The organism is Prosthecobacter sp., from assembly GCF_044373815.1.
Classification (GTDB): Bacteria; Verrucomicrobiota; Verrucomicrobiia; order Verrucomicrobiales; family Verrucomicrobiaceae; genus Prosthecobacter.
Genome location: NZ_JBIPNG010000068.1, coordinates 1 through 19,546, shown reverse-complemented (window position 1 = coordinate 19,546; position 19,546 = coordinate 1). Strand labels below are relative to the sequence as shown.

General features: G+C 60.6%; 12 protein-coding genes and 2 pseudogenes. 2 read left to right on the top strand and 12 right to left on the bottom strand.

What is annotated here, in order from left to right:
* Positions 1 to 209: 209 nt before the first annotated feature.
* From ACIREA_RS08410 to ACIREA_RS08360, 11 genes and pseudogenes are all read right to left on the bottom strand, one after another.
* Positions 210 to 1,571: a Gfo/Idh/MocA family protein gene (locus tag ACIREA_RS08410; protein ID WP_397381813.1), complete on the bottom strand. Its 1,362-nt coding sequence runs from the start codon at positions 1,569 to 1,571 to the stop codon at positions 210 to 212.
* A 152-nt stretch (positions 1,572 to 1,723) separates the two neighbouring features.
* A complete protein-coding gene (locus ACIREA_RS08405; RefSeq protein ID WP_397381812.1) occupies positions 1,724 to 4,438 on the bottom strand; it encodes a VWA domain-containing protein in 2,715 nt (904 codons plus the stop codon).
* Positions 4,435 to 6,204, bottom strand: a complete 1,770-nt coding sequence (locus ACIREA_RS08400; protein ID WP_397381811.1) for a BatA domain-containing protein — start codon at positions 6,202 to 6,204, stop codon at positions 4,435 to 4,437. Before ACIREA_RS08400 ends, ACIREA_RS08405 begins: the two co-directional genes overlap by 4 nt.
* Positions 6,201 to 6,929 (bottom strand): annotated as a pseudogene (locus ACIREA_RS08395) (DUF58 domain-containing protein); the annotation flags it as partial. The gene ACIREA_RS08400 and the pseudogene ACIREA_RS08395, both read right to left, overlap by 4 nt.
* 142 nt (positions 6,930 to 7,071) lie before the next feature.
* Positions 7,072 to 8,550 carry a hypothetical protein gene (locus tag ACIREA_RS08390; protein ID WP_397381810.1) on the bottom strand — a complete coding sequence of 493 codons (1,479 nt, stop codon included), beginning with the start codon at positions 8,548 to 8,550 and terminating at the stop codon, positions 7,072 to 7,074.
* 1 nt (position 8,551) lies between these two features.
* Positions 8,552 to 10,000 carry a hypothetical protein gene (locus ACIREA_RS08385; RefSeq protein WP_397381809.1) on the bottom strand — a complete coding sequence of 483 codons (1,449 nt, stop codon included), beginning with the start codon at positions 9,998 to 10,000 and terminating at the stop codon, positions 8,552 to 8,554.
* Between the two features lie 61 nt (positions 10,001 to 10,061).
* On the bottom strand, positions 10,062 to 11,114 hold the full coding sequence (locus ACIREA_RS08380; RefSeq protein WP_397381808.1) for an ABC transporter ATP-binding protein: 1,053 nt from the start codon (positions 11,112 to 11,114) through the stop codon (positions 10,062 to 10,064).
* Between the two features lie 20 nt (positions 11,115 to 11,134).
* Positions 11,135 to 12,928 (bottom strand): hypothetical protein, encoded by a 1,794-nt coding sequence (locus ACIREA_RS08375; protein WP_397381807.1) that lies wholly within the window; start codon positions 12,926 to 12,928, stop codon positions 11,135 to 11,137.
* On the bottom strand, positions 12,925 to 13,941 hold the full coding sequence (locus ACIREA_RS08370) for an AAA family ATPase (RefSeq protein WP_397381806.1): 1,017 nt from the start codon (positions 13,939 to 13,941) through the stop codon (positions 12,925 to 12,927). Before ACIREA_RS08370 ends, ACIREA_RS08375 begins: the two co-directional genes overlap by 4 nt.
* A gap of 102 nt (positions 13,942 to 14,043) precedes the next feature.
* Positions 14,044 to 15,396, bottom strand: a complete 1,353-nt coding sequence (locus ACIREA_RS08365; RefSeq protein WP_397381805.1) for a hypothetical protein — start codon at positions 15,394 to 15,396, stop codon at positions 14,044 to 14,046.
* Between the two features lie 18 nt (positions 15,397 to 15,414).
* Complete coding sequence (locus ACIREA_RS08360; protein WP_397381804.1) at positions 15,415 to 17,658, bottom strand: ATP-dependent RecD-like DNA helicase; 2,244 nt, start codon at positions 17,656 to 17,658, stop codon at positions 15,415 to 15,417.
* A gap of 41 nt (positions 17,659 to 17,699) precedes the next feature.
* On the opposite strand from ACIREA_RS08360, the gene ACIREA_RS08355 reads away from it, so the two are divergent.
* Positions 17,700 to 18,371: a GNAT family N-acetyltransferase gene (locus ACIREA_RS08355; RefSeq protein ID WP_397381803.1), complete on the top strand. Its 672-nt coding sequence runs from the start codon at positions 17,700 to 17,702 to the stop codon at positions 18,369 to 18,371.
* An 18-nt stretch (positions 18,372 to 18,389) separates the two neighbouring features.
* Here ACIREA_RS08355 and ACIREA_RS08350 read toward each other — a convergent pair whose 3' ends face one another.
* Positions 18,390 to 19,130: a helix-turn-helix domain-containing protein gene (locus ACIREA_RS08350; RefSeq protein ID WP_397381802.1), complete on the bottom strand. Its 741-nt coding sequence runs from the start codon at positions 19,128 to 19,130 to the stop codon at positions 18,390 to 18,392.
* Between the two features lie 92 nt (positions 19,131 to 19,222).
* On the opposite strand from ACIREA_RS08350, the pseudogene ACIREA_RS08345 reads away from it, so the two are divergent.
* Positions 19,223 to 19,546, top strand: a pseudogene (locus ACIREA_RS08345) (hypothetical protein); the annotation flags it as partial.

Below are 19,546 nucleotides of genomic sequence, written 5' to 3'. Positions count from 1 at the left end.
CGGAGCGGGCAAAGTTGGAGTCGCGCATGGCCGGTGAGGCGAGCAGGAGGCTTCCACTGAGGGAAGACGATGATTCGTTGGTGTGTTCCGAATTCATATCGATGTCTGACGCAATAACTACGCCAGCCACTCAATTGCCATCAAAAAAAACGCGCGCTGACTTTTTAAGTTCAGCGCGCGTCTGATTGGATCAGGGCATCTGGGATGTTTTATGCCGCCGCTACTTCGAAGCCTTTGCGGTAGGTTTTCGTGAGCAGACTGTCAGCCTCGGGGGCGTTGGTGAATTTCAGATTGGCGGCGTCCCACTCCAGCACCTTGTTTGCCTCCTCCATGCGGCCCGTGATGGGGTCGATCTTCGGAATGGCGAGACGTGTGGCCACGTTGCCAAGCTGAACGGTTTCCGCGAGCGGGCCGGCGTAGTGGAAACCATCGCTGGTCTTTTTGCTGGCGAGGCAGGCGTCCACCCAGGTGTGCCAGTGGCTGCGGCCTTCTTCCTTGGGATATTTGAAGCCGGTGAACTTGTCGAGAGGATACAACCGCGGACCCGCCACGTGGGCGAGCACCATGGTGCCGCCTTCGCCGATGAAGATGGAACCGCTGGAGGGAAGATCGATGTCTCCCGGCATCTGCGCGAGCTTATGGCTGGGTTTCAGACCGCCATCCATCCAGGTGAGCTTCATCGTCTTGCCTGCGGTGAACTCGGTGCCGGGGAACACGTAGTTGATCGTCTCATGGGTAGGCCAGATCTGGTTGTTGATGCCGCTGTTCTTGGCGTGGACGCTGATGGGCGCGGTGAGATCGAGTGCGGTGAAGACGGGGTCCATGATGTGGCAGCCGAAATCGCCGAGGCCGCCGCCGCCGAAGTCCTGCCAGTCGCGCCAGATGAAGGGATGATAGGCGGGGGCGTAGTCGCGCATCGGAGCCGCACCGATCCAGAGGTCCCAGTTCAAATTGGCCGGTGCCTGAGCGGGGGGCGGCGGCTGGAACATGCGGGTGCGCTCGTTGCCCGTCACTCCGACCCATGAGTAGACTTCTTTGATTTTGCCGATTGCGCCTTCCTTGATGAGGCGTGTGCCCATGCGGTACTCGATGGATGAGTGGATCTGATTGCCCATCTGGGTGGTGAGATTCTTCTTCTCAGCCCACAGCTTCATCTGCCGTGCCTCCCAGACGGTGTGCGCGAGGGGCTTCTGACAATAGATGTGCTTGCCCCTCTGCATGGCGGCCACGGCCACAGGGGCATGCATGTGATCGGGGATGCCCACGGTGACGGCATCGAAGCCATCGCCGAGGGTGCTGAACATCTCGCGATAGTCGGAGAAATGTTTCACGCCAGGGAACTCCGCGTCCGCTTTGTCGAAGCGATTTGCATCCACATCGCAGAAGCCGACGAATTTCACTGAGGCATGAGATCCCACATTGTGCAGATCGCTGTAGCCCATGCCGTTGACGCCGACGCAGGCGACCTGGAGCTTACTGTTGAGGTTCTGACCACGGACGAAGGCCGGAAAGGCAACAGCAGCGGAGGCGAGGGTTGAGTTCTTGAGGAAGGAGCGGCGAGAGGTGGGCATGATCTTCGATGGATTGGAGTCACTCCAACGTACGCTGCCACGCCTGATTCTTTGTCTCCAAAGACAAAGAACGGCAGTTTAGTACCATGAGCCGTTGGAAAAGAGTCTGGATCAAAGTCTCTCAAGCTTTCATCCGACCATTCCCCGCCACTTCAGCGTTTCTTCGCGCGCTGAAAACGGCTTTGGCGCTCGGCATCAGTGGCGGGTTCGGATTTCGTTTCCACTGCCGCTGAAGTGGTTTTGGGCGCTTCAAGCTGCGGCGTTTGCTGCAGGCGCTGCTGATGCTGCATGGTCTCCCGGGTGGGTTTGACGATTTTGGGGCGCTGACTGGACCCGGCACGGGCCCACTGCGGCAGTTTCCAGCCGGTGCGTGTCACGAAAGCTTCGCAGAGGAGCAGCAGCAGGGTGGCGATGAGCAGGTACAGACCGAGATCCGTAAAGCGTGGAATGGCGGGGCTGCGCCAAGCCTGACTCATTTCCAGAAGCTCACGGCCGCCGCTGGTTTGGGACACGCGACGCAGCTCCTCCACGCGTGACTCATCGAAGGCCCACTCGGTGCTGGTACCGACGATGGCGGGACCGAAGCTGATGGCCTGACCGCCGACCTGCACGGCGCCGCGCACCATTTCTCCTTCGGGGAGTTCGGTGCTGGTCTGGAAATGGCCCGGTGCGACACGCTCCCAGGCGAGCTCGTGCGAGCCTTCGGCGCGCAAACCATGTGCGAGCACCACGCGAGGGGCTTTGGTGCGCAGTTTGGGCTCCCATTCCTCATCGTAGAGCAGATCCAGAGTGAGGGTGTTGCCGTCAATGCGGTGCCGCACGCCGATGCCGGCCGGTACGGCCTCTCCCATCAGCCAGCGCACCTGTGTCTGCAAAAAGTCGCCGTATTTGGGCCAGTCGCGCACGCGCTGAGAGTTCTCGCCGCCGAGGGGGAAACTGACGGCAGCAGTGCGACCGGTGCCGCGCGGCCCGAAGGAGACAAGCGGTGCGGCGTATTCATCCTGCGTGATGAGCGCCTGACTGGCCCATTCACGCAGGTAGCTGAGATTGAAACCATCCACTTCCTTGGGCCAGTCGAAGGTCTGGCTGCTGATCTCAAACCAGCCGCCTGCCGCCTTGGTGCCAACGGGTTCTTCAATGAAGGCGCTGCGTGCCACGGCGACGGTTTCCTGGCTGAAGATGCTTGGGAGTTCCTCGGCTTTGTCGGTGTAAAAGATGCGGCCTTTGCCGAGCTTGGCGATGTCATCAAGCAGCCATGCGTCGGGATCGCTGCGTTTGCCGAGGGCGATGACACTGACGGTGCCGCCGTTCTTGGTGATCTCATCGATCAGGCTTTGGTAGGCATCGGGCTGCTCGGAGTCAGCGGCGTCGGAGAAGAGAATGATGTGCCGCTGGCCTGCGGGCGCGGATTTGAGCTGATCCCATGCGGCTTTGAGGCCGTTGTAAACATAGATGCCACCGCCGGTGCTTTCGATGCGGCGCACGGCGCTCTCCATTTTTTCGCGGTTCGGTCCCACTTGCTGCAGCGGCACCATTTCATGGGCTTCGCTGTCCACGGCGTAAACCGCGAGCAGATCCTGCGGACCAAGGAAGCGGATGGCATTGGCAGCGCCTTCGTCGGCGAGCTGCATTTTGGTGAAGCCGTTCTGCACGGTCATGCCCATGGAGCCGCTGCGGTCCATGACGATGGCCATGGCCACCATGAGCTTGCGATGCTCCTGCTTCATTTCGAGAGACACCGGCAGCAGTGGATCGAGTGGAGATTCAAAGTAGCCGCCTGCCGCAAAGCTCTGTTTGCCACCGGCCATGAGGACACTGCCGCCCTGCTCGCGCACATAAAAATCCATGGCTGGCAGAAACTCGGAGGGCAGCTCGAATGCGGGGACATTGTTGAAGATGACGCACTTCACTCCTGCCAGCTGGCCAGGACGCAGTGAGCGCAGTTCCGTGACGGTCTCGACGGTGAAGCCCTGCCGCTGCAGGGTGGCTGCAACGGGATCGTTGGTGTACTTCGTGAGCAGCAGCACACGAGGACCGCCAGCGATTTCAATCATGGCCTCATGGCGGTTGTTGCCCGAATGCGCGTCTTTGCCAGGCTGGATGATGGCTTCGTAATGCGCCACCCCTGCCGCAGGAAGGCGATCGGTGAAGCGGATCATGCCGCTGCCGAGTTTCACGGCGACTTCGCTCGTTTTGAGTTCACGCCCGTTGCGCAGCAGTGTGAGGGGGACCTTGTCATCGGTGGTGCCACGCAGTTCGATTTCGATCAAAAAGGGTTCACCCAGCTGCGCGCGCGCAGGGAGCTTCATGGCGGAGACGCGGTAGTCGGTGGTCTCGATTTCACGGGCGAGGCGATAGTCCAGCTCCACGCCCTGCTGCGTGAGTTTAGAGGCGAGGCCTGTGAGGGGCTCGGTGGAATAACCGTCGGTGATAGTCAGGATGCGCGCCGGCCTGCCACGGCCTTCACGTTGGGCAAAAGCGAGCGCCTGACTCACGGCCTGAGCGGTGCGCGTTTGAGTTTGATTGCGGGCATACATCTCCGCGCCTTCAGCACCGCGCTTCATCACCTCCGCCGCATAATTGAGGTAAAAGATGCGGTCTTCGCGGCCCCGGCTTTTTTCGAGCAGCTTTTCCCATTCCTGCATGCCCTTGGCCATCGGCTGCTCGGCTGAGGTGGAGGAGTCCAGCAGGACCCAGAGATCCACGCCGTCTGCGAGACGACGCCACTGCGGCTGTGCCAGGGTCAGCGTGATCAAAGCGACGAGCAGCAGCCGCACCGGACGCATGAGCATGAGGCGTGGCAAGAGCCAGCCTGCCAGCAGCAGCACGGGAAGCAGCGCAAACCATTCTGGATGGCGGAACATCATGCGCGCGACACCTCCTTCATTTCGCGTCTGGAATTCGTAAACCACCAACTGGCCAACAGCAGAAGCAGCAGGATGAGGAGCCATAGCCGCCAGTTGGGATCGGCCTCGTGCAGTGTCTCGATCTGCACGGCCTTGATCTTGTCGAGTTCGTTGAAGGGCTTCGCCTGGGTAAGGTCGGCCTCGCGGGTGTCGGCAAAATGTGCGGCCGCAGTCAGCAGCAATGTTTCACCCTGACGCACGGTGAAGTGTCCGGGCCGTGCGGGGGCGCGCAGCAGCCGCGCCTGTGCGAGGGGGATTTCCTGCTCTCCCAGCTTCAATGGACTGGCTTCGGCATCCTGACGATGTGCGACGACGAGGTGTTGACGCACATCAAAATTGGCAGCTTCGGGAGCAAGTTTGTCGGTGCGCAATTCTTCGAGAAAGCGATGCAGCAGCACGGCGAAGGCGGGCAGTTTGCGAGCGTTGGAGGTTTCCAAATCAAACTGGCAGATCAACTGACGCCCGCCTGCGGGCATCATGCGCAGGACGATCAGCGGGCGCTCGCCCTGCCAGAGGAGGACACGATCCTGCGATTGCCGAGGCATGGCTTTGGACTCGCGCACGAGCAGGCCCTGCCAGTTCAGTCCTTCCACCAGCGCATGGGGTTCGGCGACGATGCTGCCTTTGAGATAGGGGGCGGTTTCATCTGCCGGTGCTTGAAAAAAGCAGCCATGCCGCTGCTCTGGTAACGCGAAGCTCGATGTCATCACGGCTGCGACGAGATCTGACTCACCCGGCACAGCGACCATGCGCAGGTGCGCGTAGCGGCTGAACAACTCGGCGAGCAACGGCACTTTGCCTTCAAGCGGACAGAGTGAGAGCACCTTGGGCTGGGGACGCACGAGCGGCAGATCGTTGTCGAGTGCGAGCGCGTCGTCGCTGAGGTGCAGCGCAATCTGCTGGATCTCACCGGCGGGGAAAGGACCCGAGAGCGTCTGGGTTTCACCGGGGCCGAGCTTGACTGGTTTCCAGGGTGATTCCGCAGCACCTGCCTGCGCGCGCCACCGACGCTCCTGTGCTGTGCGACTGTAATTTTTCACCAGCGCATGCCACACCCACTGGCCGTCTTTTTCTTCCACGGTCACGCCAGCCCAGCCGACGTTGTCGGTTTCCTGACCCACGGATACCACTTGTGCGCCAAAGAGCGGTGGCACTGGCAGAGGGTGATCGGTGACGAGCACTACGACGCCCTGCTGCCCGACGAGTCCGCGCGCGACGCGCAAGGCGGGTGTGAAATCATGCACGCCGAGCAGTGGCTCCCAAAGATTCAGTGCCTGCCGCAGTTCACCGGCCAGTGTGCCGTGATAGAGACTGGGGGCTTCGGCATCCGAGGACAGCAGGGTGAGCTCCGCGCGTGCGAGCGGCCCTTCGAGCAGGCCGAGAACATCATCCACTGCTTTGACAGCGGGAACGCGAAATGCCTGCATGCTTGCGGAGGTGTCCATCACGATAACGATGCGCTGCACGGCGTCGTGTTTGAGCCAGCGTGGCTGCACCAGCAGCCAGGTGAGGAGCAGCACCATGAGCAGTTGCAACCAGAACGGGATGGAAGTGCGCAGGCGTTCAAAGCGGCTGCCGGTGCGGCTCTCGCGCTTCATCTGCTGCAGCAGGAAGAGCGTGGTGGCTGGAACACGACGGTTGCGCCGCTGCAGGAAATGAATGGCGATCACGGCCGGAAGACCGAGCAGTGCCCACAGGCCCCAAGTGTTGGCGAGAGTGAAATTCATGCGGTTTCCACAGCTCCACTGGAAAGGCCTTCGAGTTGCAGCGCCTTTTGAAAGTCGGCTTCTGCGGCCACACGTGCCAATGCGATGCCATGTTTCTGGGCGGCTGCTTTCCAAAGTTCAAAATGGCGGCGGTAGGCTGATTCGTAGCGTTGCAGCAGCGCGGCTTCGACCCGGTGCTCGTGTGGCAGGCCGGTCTCGGGGTCGATGAATTCATAGTTCCCATCCCAGCCGGGATCGGCCTCTTCCTGCGCCTGCGGAGCGAAGACGATGCCGCGACCACTGCGAGTGCTGAGGCAGGCGAGCATGGCTTCCGGTTCGGTGGCAAACAGCAGGTCGCTGATGAAGACGCGCATGGCCCCGGCACGCAGGGAGAGACGGTTGAGCGCGGGAGTTTCCTGAGTAGGGATCAAGGCGCTGACGCGGGAGTGCCACTGGCCGCTGAGAATGACCTCGGGCTCCAGCAATTGATGCTGTGCTCCGGCGACGGCGTAGCAGCGCAGGGTGGCGCCGGACTGCAGCGCCGACTCGATGGTGTAGGCAAACAATTCCAGCGCACGCTGCTCTTTGGCCGCAAAGGCGAACATGGAGGCCGAGACATCGAGGATCACATCGACGAGCGGGCGCACCTCCTCGCGATAGAGCTTCATCGAGTAGGTGCCGGTGCGGGCGTAGGCCTGCCAGTTGATCTGGCGTGGATCGTCACCGGGCAGGTAGAGGCGATGGTCCTGGAAGTCGAGGCTGCTGCCGGTGCCGCTGCCGAGAAACTCACCCGCATGGCCACGCCAGCGCTGCTGACGGAAGGGCAGCTTCAGCACGCGCGCCCAGCCACGTGCGCGAATGTGCAGCGTGCGCAATGCGCTGGCATCTTCAAGCAGCGTCATGAGTACGATGGGGTTCCTGAGCGATTTGCTCAAGCGCTTCGCATTCGAGCGTGGTGTAGGTATTGAAACTTGACGCTGCACGCACCATGGCGGCGAGGAGCCAAATTGCGCTGAACACACAACCCAGCAACATGATGCCCTGACGGCTGTTGTAGTCCACACAGTTGACGCCAAACAACGTGGTGATGGGGGTGAAAATGCCGATGACGCCCAGATCACGCGCATTCATGGTGAAGCAAAACATCGTTAGCATGATCCCGCAGATCATTGAGCAAAGCTGCACCACCCACCAGTTTACAAAAGTGTTCGTTCGATTGATGCGCAGGATCACCGGCACGAAGACAGCCAGGAAGAGGCAGACCATGTAAACGCCCGGGCCGTCGTCCCAATCCCAGGAGGAATGTCGCAGAGTGATGCCAGCCATGATGCTCAACGCCATCACACACATGACGGCGGAGAAGATCACGCCGGAAGCCCAGCCAGGGTACAAGAGTCTGCCCGCCAGCCTGCCAAAACGCCCACGCCGTGCCAGCACTGCCACAGCAGTGGGATAGCGTGGCATCTCCTCCGTCAGCACATCCATGCAAACGATGAGCGTCAGGACCATCAGGGGAATGAAGACCCAAAAAGCAACGTCAGGATCCGTGTTGAGAAAACACAGCAGCAGGCCCGTCACCATCAAAGCGCCATGCACGGCCAGTGCGACGAGGCGCTTCAGCGTGCTGTGATTCTCCGATGGCGGAGCGATGCGTGAGGAGCCGAGCGCCAGAAAATAATACACGGCATAGACCACCAGAGCCAGAATGCCGCCAATGAGGCTGCACTGCTCCCATAGAGCGAGCGCAAAGAATTCGCGCACCATCGAGTCTGCCTGTGATGCCGACACGAGGATTGCGGTGAAGAACCCCAGCGTCACCGCCCCCGCCCCCACACACAGCGCCAGAAAGATGCGCAGCAACAAGGGGCCCTGAGAAGAAAAGGACAGCAACGCTGCTGTGATAACACCGGAGCCGAGAGCCAAAATCACCAGCGCCACGACCTCCTGCAGAATTTCCACGCCACCAAAGAAGTAGCGTGCGACCATGTAGGGAAGAATGGAGCCTGCGACCAGCAACGTCTGACTGTAGAGCGCGACCCATTTGCCATAGAGGATGCGAAATGACGCGATGGAGGTGAGCGTCAGCATGTCCAATGTGCCATCCGCAGCTTCGGTATGCAGGGCGGCAAATCCACGCAGTGGCATGACCGCCAGCAGCATGAAACCTGCGATGCCCCAAAAGATGCCGTTCACCGCCTCCACTGGCGCGCCAAACGTCACCGTGATGAGAAGCAGGATGATGAAGGTGTGAAACAAGATCAGCGACGAGGTGAAGAACCGTGTGCGCAGGCCCTGGCGCAGTTCCTTGACGACGATCGGGCTGAAGCGATCGCTGAAATCACGCAGCATGGGCAGAGTGGCGTTCATGTCAGACTGCGGTGCCTCCTTTAACAGCGTGAACCATGCGCCAGCCTTCCTGCCGGGCACCGCGTGCATGCCGCCAGGCAAACACTGCGGAGATCAGCAGCAGTGCAGGCCAGATGGAGGCGGTAAGCATGCCGAGCTGGAGAAGGGCCGCCTTGTCCCCCGCCTGCGCGGTCTTGTAGCCCGATGACAAAAACTGCGGGAGTGCGCAGGTGAACCAGGCCGTGGCACTCCTCATGCTCGCCGACGCCATCAGCGGAACGCTCAGGATCGCAATCACCACGTTTACAAACAGCCAGAAGATGATGAACGGCGGAAGGAGATCACGAGACTTGCGCGTGGAAAACAGCTGGACCAAGGCCGCGATCATCCACGTCCCGCAAGCGCTCACGACGACCAGCTTTGCCTCTTCCACACTGCGAGTCCACCCTACGTAAACCGCCACCAGCGCCACCAGCAACACCGAGTAGAGCAGACCTGTGACCCAGCCAGGTGCCAGCAGCCACAGGGCGACACGGCCCAGCCAGCCGCGCTGATAAAAGGCGGCATACACCGAGGGCACTTCGTTCACGCGCTCAGTCAAGGCGTCCATCATCAGCAAGGTGAGCACGCCCGCAGCGATCATGCCCATGTCGGCTCCCGACCCGGTCAGCCAGCCCAGCAGCAGCAACGACAAGATCATGACGAAATGCACGGAGCGTTTGACCACGCTCAGGAGCGAAGCGCTCGGCGCGATGCGCGTGGCCGCCAGACTGAGAAAGAAGAAAATCGCCCAGGCTGCCATTCCCACCACCAGCAGCGCAGAACTGGCTCCGCCCGACTTGGTAAAGACAGTGAACATCGAACCCGAGGTGGTACTGGATCCCATGCGTGTCATCACCATGAAAGAAAACGCGCTACAGCCACCGATCATCAGCAACGGCAGAAAAACTACGACGGCCCGCAGCCAGAACTGGCGCTGGGTGGAGAGCGCCACGATCACCGCCGCAATCACAACGCCGGCCAGCCATTTGTAAAACAGCGCCGCGATCTCGCCGAAGAGATCCAAACCGCCAAACACGAAACGCGCGACCACATAGGGCAGAATGCTGAGCATGAGCAGCAGCGACTGCGAGGCGATGGCGGCCCATTTGCCGAAGATGATGCGCCCGGCCGAGAGACGGGTGAGCGCCAGCATGTCCAACGTACCGGACTTCAACTCATCTGCCACGGCGGAAAAACCGCGCAGAGGCATGATGATGCAAAGCACGAGTGTGACGATGCCATCGAACCATCCGCTCACCACTGTGGCATTTTCCGCCCCGCCACTCATGAGCGTGAGCAGCACCAGCATGAGATGCAGCGTGAGCAGCACGCCAGCGAACAGCCGCGTGCGCAGTCCCTGCCGCAGCTCCTTGACCACCATCGGGGAGAGGCTGTCGGGAAAGTCCGTGATGGCAAAGGAAGTGTTCATGCTTGGGATGGCCACAAAGAAGCGGCAAAAGCTGCAAAAATGAGGAGCCAGTTTTGATGCATTATTTTGCGTCCTCTGTGTTTTTTTGCGGCAACCCTCCGGGCGGCGGGGATTTGAACGTGTTCTTGTCTATCTGGCCGAGCATGTCGATGAAGGCGTCTTCGAGGCGGCGCTCCTCGCGGTGGTAGTCCAGCACGGGGAGGCCGTCCTGGATCATGCGGCGCAGCACTCCTGCCAGTGTGGCCTCATCGGCAGACTGAATGCGCAGACGCGCGCCGCGCTTGGTCTCTTCTTCGACCTTGATCAGCGGGGCGGTGAGCGCCCATTCGATGAGTTTGGCGGGTTCGCCGGCGATCTGCACATTCACCAGTGTCTCGCCGGCGGTCTCGGTGCCGCGCACCATGCTTTCAGCGTCGCCATGATGCACGATGCGGCCTTTGTCGATGAAGAGCAGGCTGTCGCACATCTCGCCAAGTTCGCTGAGGATGTGGGAGCTGATGAGGATGGTCTTGCCCTCCTGCGCGAGAATGCGGATGAGGTTTTTCAGTTCGACGCGCGCCTTGGGATCAAGGCCTGCCGCAGGTTCATCGAGGATGAGGATCTGCGGATCGTGCAAAAGCGCGCGGCCCAGGCAGAGGCGCTGGGTCTGACCTTTGGACATCTTGTTGCTCATGCGGTCTGCCAGCGGCGTGAGATCGGTGAAGTCCATCACCTCCTGGATGCGGCGGAGACGATCCGCGCCTTTGAAGCCGAGGGCACGCGCATAGAAGTCGAGGTATTCGAGCACGGTCATGTGCTCATAGGTGCCGAAGCTGTCTGGCATCCAGCCGAGCAGACGGCGCACCTTGGCGGGATGATGCACGACATTGTGACCGCCCATGCAAACCCGACCGCTGCCGGGAGAATCAAGCGTGGCCATGATGCGCATGGTGGTGGTTTTGCCCGCGCCATTGGCACCGACGAAGCCGACCACCCGACCATGATCAATGCTGAAGGACACGCCATCCACCGCCTTCAGGGTGCCAAAGGTGCGGTGCAGATCCTCCACCACGACCGCAGGCTGGCTGCGGTCCATCTCGTGAGCGGGGGCGGAGTTTGAAACAGACGATGACATGAAGATCGAAGATGCGGAGTTCAGGGCTGCGTGATCGGGCCGAAGACAACAATGCGATCGTCCTCCCAACGAATGGAGGACAGGGTGTCGAGTGTGAAATCCGGTGCCTTCCGGGCTTTTGCGATGAAGAACGAGCGCCGGTCCTTGCCGACCACGGCGAGCTGGTCACGCAAGGATTGCACCGCAGGCTGCATGGCTGCCTCGCGCCCCAGCCGGTGAGCGCTGTAATCTGTTTTGACCAGCATCGCGCTCTGGCCCGTGCTCAGTGGTTTTTCCAGACGCCAGTTCGCGCCCGAGGAATCTGTATAAAACAACTCATCCACGGTGAAGCCGAGTGCCGAAATTAAAGTCGGGGCGGCATCGGGCGCGGCACCAGCTTTGAGTTCCAAGCGTGCGCGAGTGGAGACGGCGGCGCGCAGCACCTGCCCCTGCTCCGCACGGCTTTGGAAGAAATTTCCGCGACGTTCGCGTCCACTTTGCGTCAGGTCCACGGGCTGCACGTTGTTGGTGTTTTTCAGCTTTGCCCAGGGTGTGTCTGGCATGGTGAGGGGCTCGATGAGCACGGGCTGCTTCATCTCAAAAGCCGCGCCGAGAAGCACGCCCGTGCGGGAGACCTGCTCCTGCGTCACGTAGGCTGCCGCTTCATCCGGTTCCAAATCAATGGCAACAAAACGCCTGCCGCTGCCGCCGGTGCCATCCTGGAGAAGGATGAGCACCACCATGACGAGGCTGGCGCCGATGGAAAGCAGCGGCGTGGTGGCGAAGAGCTTGTGCCGCCTGCCCGCAGGAGCCAGCACGAAGAGATTCACCGGACCCACCAGCAGGCCGAAGACGACGAGGAACACGATGACCTGCCATGAGGCAAAGCTGCGCGAGCCCAGCAGAGACAGCAGCGGCCATGAGCCTGACGTGGCATGGTCAGACCTGAGACTTTCCAAACGCACTTTCTCACCCCAGTAGCGGTTGATGGTCTCTCTTGCAGGCAAAGTCTTGCCGTCCCAGCCAAAGACCGCGATTTTTCCCAGCGAGACCGCCTTTGAACCTGCATCCGTCACCTCGGGCAGCCCCAGCGATGAAGCCACGGCACCCGGCGAGAGATAGACATGCAGCGTACCGCCCAGCCGCACCCACTCCAGCAGCGCGCGCTTCACACCTGGCTTCAGCTTCTGGCAGTCGATGCTGCTGAGGAGAATGATGTCAAAACCACTGTAGCCCAACCAGGAGTCCGGGAGATCCGACACGTCAAAGCGGCTGCCAAACGTCACGGGGCCGCCGTAGTAGCCGCCGCTGCTGGAGCGAAGCCTCGACTCCATCTCCTTGTTCAACTGGGTGATGCTGAACTCGGCCAGCGTCTCGCTCAGGGCGAGAGCCGTGCGACCGGTGACGCGGTTTTCATGCTCGTATTTTGACCCCACATCAAAACCCGTGCCTGAGAAATCCACGCTCAGCACATGGCTGGAAACGCTCACGCTTCTGTCCCCGTAGTCCACGGCCAGCGGCACCATGAACAATGCCGACTGGGTGGAGCGCGAGGGGACATCGAGCGCAAAGCTGCTGCGGTGCGCGTTTTGCCGGTAGTGCTGGGTCTGAGAATGGAAATCAAAGCCCCAGCGCGCATTCCGGCCGGTGCCGTTTGTCGCCACGATGCGCATGGGCGCATATCCCGAGGGAGGCAGCGGATCAAACACGCTGCGAACCTGCACGCGAGTGCCTGAGAGCGGGTCGAGCTCCTCATTGGCGATGTTTTTCTGCGCATGCGCCGCCGTTGCCCCCAGCAGCAGCACACCCAGCCACAGTCGGTGAAAAAACTTCATGCGGCCTCCTTCAGGGTGCGTGGTGTCGCGAGGTTTTGCACGGGCACTTCCGCCAGAATGGCTCGCACCACGCCGGCACTCGTTTTGCCATCCATGCGTGCGGTGTAGTCCAGCAGCACGCGGTGATTGAGCACCGGGAGCGCCAATGCCTGAACGTCTTCGAAGCTCGCATTTGGCCGGCCATGCATCAGCGCGCGCGCCTTGGAAGCGGCCGCTAAACTGAGCGCTGCACGCGGGCTGGCGCCGAAGCGCACGCCTAATGCCGCGTGCGACTGCCCCGGATGTGTGGCATCGACGATGCGCGCGATGTAGTCCGCAACGATCTCGGGCAGGAAGATCCGCCGTGCGGTGGCCTGAATCAGCGCAAACGCCTCGCGTGTGACCACGGAGGTCACCTGCGGCTCCACGCCGAGTTCGCGCTGGGTGACGATCTTTGCGAGCGTCGCGGCTGAATTGCGCAGCACCTCAAGCTTGAACAAAAAGCGGTCCACCTGCGCCTCAGGCAGCGGATAGGTGCCTTCAAGTTCGATGGGGTTCTGCGTGGCGAGCACGAAGAAAGGATCTGGCAGTGTGTGCGTCTGGCCCAGCACCGTCACCCGGCGCTCCTGCATGGCTTCGAGCAGTGCGGATTGCGTCTTGGGAGAGGCGCGGTTGATTTCATCCGCCAGCAGCAGGTTGGTAAACACGGGCCCCGGTTGAAACACGAACTCGCGTTTGCCATCCACCTCCTGCAGCACGGGATTTCCCGTGATGTCACCGGGAAGCAAGTCGGGCGTGAACTGTACGCGGCGTGTGGTGAGATTGAGAGCTTTTGACAGTCCTTTCACCAGCTCGGTTTTTCCAAGACCCGGCAAACCTTCGAGCAGCACATGGCCGCGTGCAATGACGCCGCAGAGCACCAGCTCGATGAGTTCACTTTGCCCAAAAAGCACCTCGTTCAGGGTGCGTCGCAGGGCATCGACTGGTAGGGATGCCGACTGAATTTCTGAGTCTGAAGCGTAGGCGTCGTTCATTCATCCGACTAAAACAAGAACCAAGGCATGAAGTCGAGATGAAAAGGGAACTTCACACACATTTCACAAATGCGCTCCGAGTGCAGATGCGAAAGCGAACGCTCAGCGGAAAACGCGCTTCAGCACGGCCTTCTCCTCAGGCGTCAAAGACTCACGCCAGACCTGCTCGCCGCCTTGGCCGGCGTTTTGAATGGCACCGGCGGCCTGGGGGCCTTTGATGCTCTTGTCGACCTCGTGTTTGCCATCCTGAAGTGCCAGCATGTTGCCCACCTGGGCACGTGACATGTCGGTGTTCGACACCGCTTCTTTTTTGTTCGTGCCGAAATCGTTTTCTTCATCGGAGAGTGTCAACGGTGCAGTGCCGGGGCCACGTGAGATGCCGCCATTGCCGGGCCCCTCACCCTCTACCCCCATGCCCTGGCCTTGTTTTTTCAGCAGTCCCAAGGCCTCAGCCAGTGCGTCGTCCTCGCCTTCGCCATCACCGAGAAAGCCGGGGTTTTTGCACATGCCATTGCAGGCGCCCGCCTTCTTTTTCATCGACTCGCCCAGCTCTTTCATCTGCTCCTTGGAAAGGCTCTTCAGATTTTTTGGATCGAGGCCCGCAATCGACTTCAGCAGTTCAGGATCAAGCTCCAAGGAGCTCGACTTCATGTCTGCCAGTGCCTGATCAAAGTCTTTGAGCAGCTGCTCCTTGGCTTCCACCGAAAGCTGGTCGGCGTAATTTTTCAGTGCATTGAGGCTGCGCTCCGCTGTGGAGAGATTTTGAGCCAGTTGTTTGATGTCGCGCTGCAGCTGCTCTTTGAGGGTGTCCCCCGCATTGAGGCTCTCATGGCTGAACCACTTTTCCGGTGGCTGATCCCGCAGTTCCGCGATTTTCGCGAGCTGCTCGTCTTTTTCCTCCTCGGTGACGATCTTGTCTTCCTGGAGCTTTTCCAGCCAGTCTTCCATCTGGGCCCAGGCCTGCGGCTCCACCGTCGGTCCTTTGGCTTCAGCATCCTGGGCCACGGGCAGGAAGATCGCGAGGGCGAGACTGCCGGCAAATGCGACGATGGGCCCACCCAAGGTCTGCCAGCGCCAGCGCCAGCCGTCGTCCACAGATGGAACCAGTGCGGGCCAGACACCTCGGCCTGCGGCTGCTGTGGTCAGGGCATTGTGCAGATGGAGTTCGGACTCAAGCCGCACCAAGGCCTGTGATGTGGAAACAAACTGCCGCCGTGCGAGCAGCCAGGCTGTGATCATCAAAGCTGCAAAGCCAGACGCCACCCATGGCCAGACGTGGTGCCATCCCAGATCCATGCCGCGCGAACGGAGCACAAAAATCACGACAAAGCCGAGCACTCCCGCCATCACCAGAAGGGGCATCGCCCGTGCGAGCCACCAGCCGGCATTCACCTTGCGACGCGTGTGGCACGCCTGTCTCAACCAGGCCGTGGAAAGCTGAGCTTGATCCGTCATGCCGGGATTCATATCCGATCATCCGCCGGAAGACGAGCACAATAATTGGCGCAGCCCCGTCCAGCGTTTGCGGCTTTCCTGTTTGCTCACGGCGAGTGACAGAGCGCGCTCATCGCCGACGAGGACGCACAGTTTTTTGGCGCGTGTGATGGCGGTGTAGATCAGGCTGCGCTCCAGCAGGACGTAGTGCTGGGTGCTGACGGGAATGATGACGCAGGGGAACTCGCTGCCCTGGCTTTTGTGAATACTCAGCGCGTAGGCGAGCTGGAGTTCATCGAGCTCTCCGGGTTCGTATTCGACGAGGCGATCGGCATCGTAGCGGACGTGAACTTTGACGGGATCGGCATCGATTGTGACGATGTGACCGATGTCGCCGTTGAAGACTTCCTTGTCGTAGTTGTTGTGGGTTTGGATGACTTTGTCGCCGACGCGGAAGGTGACGCCGAAGCGCTCGATTTCGAACTTGAGTTCGTTGGGCGGATTGAGCGCGAGCTGCAGGGATTGATTGAGCGAGATGGTGCCGAGGAGGTTGCGGTTCATCGGCGTGAGCACCTGGATGTCGCGGATGGGATCGAGACCGTATTTGGTGGCGAGTCGGGTGTGAGCGAGTTCGACGAGGGTGTGCTTGATCTCTTCGGGTTCACTCTCCTGAAGGAAAAAGAAGTCGCTGCTGCGTGAGGGTTTCAGATCGGGAACCTGACCGCGATTGATCGCGTGTGCGCTGGTGATGATGCGGCTGCTGGCGGCCTGACGGAAGATCTCGGTGAGCTTCACGCAGGGCACCTTGTCGCTGGCGATCAGATCGTGCAGCACCATGCCTGGGCCGACGGAGGGGAGCTGATCGGCATCTCCCACGATGAGCAGATGCGCACCGTCTGGCAGCGCGGAGAGAAACTGCGCCATCAGCGGTGCGTCGATCATCGAGGCTTCATCGACGACGAACAAATGACCCGCGAGCGGTTTGCCGCGATGACGACCCCACTGGCCTTCGCCCTGGTATTCGAGCAGGCGATGGAGTGTCTTGGCTTCAAGGCCTGTGCTTTCGGTGAGGCGCTTGGCCGCACGGCCAGTGGGCGCGGCGAGCACGAGTCTGATCTGCTTGCTTTGCAGGATGAGCAGGATGCTGCGCAGGATGGTGGTCTTGCCCACACCGGGACCTCCGGTGATGATGAGCAGGCGATGCCGCAGGGCTTCGCGCACGGCGCGCTGCTGGCTATCGGCCAGTTCTTTGCCGGTCTTCTTCATCACCCAGGCCAGGGCGGCGTCTTCATCGATGCTTGGATAGGCTGCGGGCAGGGCGGCGAGTGACTTCACATTCGCCGCGATGCTTTGCTCTGCGGCGCGCAGGTAGGGCAGGTAGAGAGAAGTGATGTGGGCACTCTTGCCCGCAGTTCCGATCGCGGCGTCTTCATTGCGGGCAGGAGTGCCCGCATCACTATGTCGCTCGACCTTGTCCTCAGTAATGAGCGCGTCGATCTGCGGTGCGATCAAAGCCTCCACACCGAGAAGGTCGATGGCTTTTTTGATCACCTCGGTTTCTGGGACGCAGCAATGGCCGCTTCCGGCGGCGGTTTCGAGCACGTGCAGAATCCCCGCCTTGATACGTTCCGGGGCATCCTCGGCCACGCCGAGCTGATAGGCGATGTCATCCGCCGTTTTGAAGCCGATGCCGCGAATGTCCTGCGCCAGACGGTAGGGGTTCTCCTTCAGAACCGCCTGCGACTCTTCACCGTACGTTTTATAAATGCGCAGGGCACGGGAGGAACTGATGCCGTGCTGATGCAGGAAGAGCATGATGCCATGGATCGACTTCTGTTTGATCCAGGATTCGCGGATTTCCACGCGACGCTTTTTGCCCACACCTTCCACGTCTTCGAGTTTCTTGGATTCGTTCTCGATGATGTCGAAGACCTTCGGCCCGAACTTCTCGACCATGCGCTTGGCATACTTCGGCCCGATGCCTTCGATCAAGCCGCTGCCGAGGTAGCGCTCGATGCCTGCGAGCGAATCGGGGCGTCGGAGTTTGAGCGCGTCTGCTTTGAACTGCGGGCCGAAGTCGCGGTTCGGCTCCCACACACCCCGGGCTTCGAACTCCTCTCCGGCGACCACGCGGGGCGCTTTGCCGATCAGGCTCACGACATCGCGCCGGCCTTCGGGGACGATTTTGAGGATGCAGTAGCCGTTGTCCTCGTTGTGAAACACAACCCGGTCCACGAGCCCGCGCAGGACTTCGGATTTGGGGGTGTTTCGCGGGGCTGGCATGGGTGCAGGCTAGACAAGGATGCGGCTTCTCACAAATCCGATTGCCAGATGTCCGCTTTGTCAGGGTTGAACAGTTGCCCATTTGGCCACTACTTGGGTGCAAATCAAACCTCTCTGTTTTGCTGGACCACTATCGACTGCAACTTCGTGACCAACTTCCCGTGATCCTGCGTCCGCTGCTGCCGGATGATCGGGAGCGGATCATTGAGGCCTTCAGGAGGCTTTCGCCTGAATCCACGTACTTCAGGTTCTGGACGAGCTTTCGCGGCGCCAATCCGACCTTCATCGACCGGCTGTGTGCGGAAGATCAGGGGCAGCATGCGAGCTGGATCATTGTGATCGAAAACAACGATGATGTTCCGGGCGTGGGAGGCGGTTCATTCTGGCGCATGGGAGAGCAGGCAGATACGGCGGAAGTCTCCTTCACGGTGGCGGATGAGTTTCAGGGGCAAGGTGCAGGAACGATTTTGCTGGCTGCGATCTGGGAGCATGCGTACTCCATTGGCATCCGGAAGTTTGTGGCGCAGGTGCTGGATGAAAATCATGTAATGCTGACCTGGTGGAGCAGTTTGGGTGCAGCCCATGTCAGACATCCGCATGGAGGATGGGAATTGACGCTCATGCTTGATGAGGCCCTGCTGCCGGACACCTCTGCAGCCAACAGCTTGCGCCAAAGGCTGGCTTTTCTTCGCGCGGCATCTTCTGATGGCTGAATTCGTGCTTTGAGCCAATTACCCGTGATGCCGGGTGCGAAACTCCTTGGGGGTCATGCCGGTGCGTTTGCGGAACTGCTGGGTGAAGGCGCTTTGATCGCAGAAGCCATGATCAAGGGCGATCTGGATGATGGGGGTGGATGTTTTGGCCAGGGCTTCGGCGGCGGATTGAACGCGTGCGCGCAGCAGCAGTTCGTAGGGGCTGAGGCCGAGGGCGGCGCGGAGCTTGCGGTGAAGATGACGCTCTGAGACTCCGGCGGCGCGGGCGAGTTCCGCCGTGGTGACGACCTCATGGCAGTGCGCGCGGGCGTATTGAAGGGCGGCGGTCACTTCGCGCACATCGTGCTGGCGCATGCGGTCTTCATCCCGCCGGGTGATGCCCATGACGCCGATGACTTTGCCGCGTTTGTCGAGTACGGGGAGCTTGGTGCAGAGGAACCAGTTCAGGTTGTGCTGCTCGTCATACCAGACTTCGAGGCGGTTGATGAGCGGCTTGCCACTGCGGATGACTTTCTGGTCGTCCTCGCGGTAGGCTTTGGCGACCTCGGACGGGAAGAATTTCTCATCCATCGCACCGACGAGTTCGCGCTCGCTCTTGATGCCGAAGCGTTCATACGTGGCGCTGTTGGCCGCGATGTGCCGCCCCTGGTCATCCTTCATGAAAAAGAACACGCCCGGCATGTGCTCGAAGATGGCCCGCACGCCCTGCGGATCGGCGATCCGGTCGAAAAAATCGGCTTGGAGACGTGGCAACGGCATGGCCGGATTTTAACAAAATTTGGCAGCCTGTCACCAAAGGAACGAAGGGTGGCGGAAGTATGTATATGGCTATATTTCAACCTCCGTCCGTCATGCACCTCCGTCTCCTTTCCTTTCTCGCCTTCGCCAGCACTGCGGCATTCGCTCAAACGAAGCCGACTTACACTTTTCCCGTCAAGGCGCTGAGTGCCGAGGAGGAGCTGAAGACGATTGAGTTGCCGAATGGCTACTCATTGGAGCTGGTGCTGAGTGATCCGATCATCAAGGAACCGACGGCGATCGCCTTTGATGGCAACGGCAAGATGTACATCGTCGAGATGCGCACCTACATGCAGGACATCGACGGCACGGACGAGCTGACACCGAAGAGCCGAATCTCGCTGCATGAATCGACGAAGGGCGATGGGGTGTATGAC

What these genes read in the sequence shown, in the direction of transcription:
- ACIREA_RS08365 (WP_397381805.1), bottom strand. Translation starts at nt 15,396, where the DNA reads ATGACGGATCAAGCTCAGCTTTCCACGGCCTGGTTGAGACAGGCGTGC.
- ACIREA_RS08380 (WP_397381808.1), bottom strand. Translation starts at nt 11,114, where the DNA reads ATGTCATCGTCTGTTTCAAACTCCGCCCCCGCTCACGAGATGGACCGC.
- ACIREA_RS08370 (WP_397381806.1), bottom strand. Translation starts at nt 13,941, where the DNA reads ATGAACGACGCCTACGCTTCAGACTCAGAAATTCAGTCGGCATCCCTA.
- ACIREA_RS08410 (WP_397381813.1), bottom strand. Translation starts at nt 1,571, where the DNA reads ATGCCCACCTCTCGCCGCTCCTTCCTCAAGAACTCAACCCTCGCCTCC.
- ACIREA_RS08405 (WP_397381812.1), bottom strand. Translation starts at nt 4,438, where the DNA reads ATGATGTTCCGCCATCCAGAATGGTTTGCGCTGCTTCCCGTGCTGCTG.
- ACIREA_RS08385 (WP_397381809.1), bottom strand. Translation starts at nt 10,000, where the DNA reads ATGAACACTTCCTTTGCCATCACGGACTTTCCCGACAGCCTCTCCCCG.
- ACIREA_RS08360 (WP_397381804.1), bottom strand. Translation starts at nt 17,658, where the DNA reads ATGCCAGCCCCGCGAAACACCCCCAAATCCGAAGTCCTGCGCGGGCTC.
- ACIREA_RS08400 (WP_397381811.1), bottom strand. Translation starts at nt 6,204, where the DNA reads ATGAATTTCACTCTCGCCAACACTTGGGGCCTGTGGGCACTGCTCGGT.
- ACIREA_RS08375 (WP_397381807.1), bottom strand. Translation starts at nt 12,928, where the DNA reads ATGAAGTTTTTTCACCGACTGTGGCTGGGTGTGCTGCTGCTGGGGGCA.
- ACIREA_RS08350 (WP_397381802.1), bottom strand. Translation starts at nt 19,130, where the DNA reads ATGCCGTTGCCACGTCTCCAAGCCGATTTTTTCGACCGGATCGCCGAT.
- ACIREA_RS08390 (WP_397381810.1), bottom strand. Translation starts at nt 8,550, where the DNA reads ATGAACGCCACTCTGCCCATGCTGCGTGATTTCAGCGATCGCTTCAGC.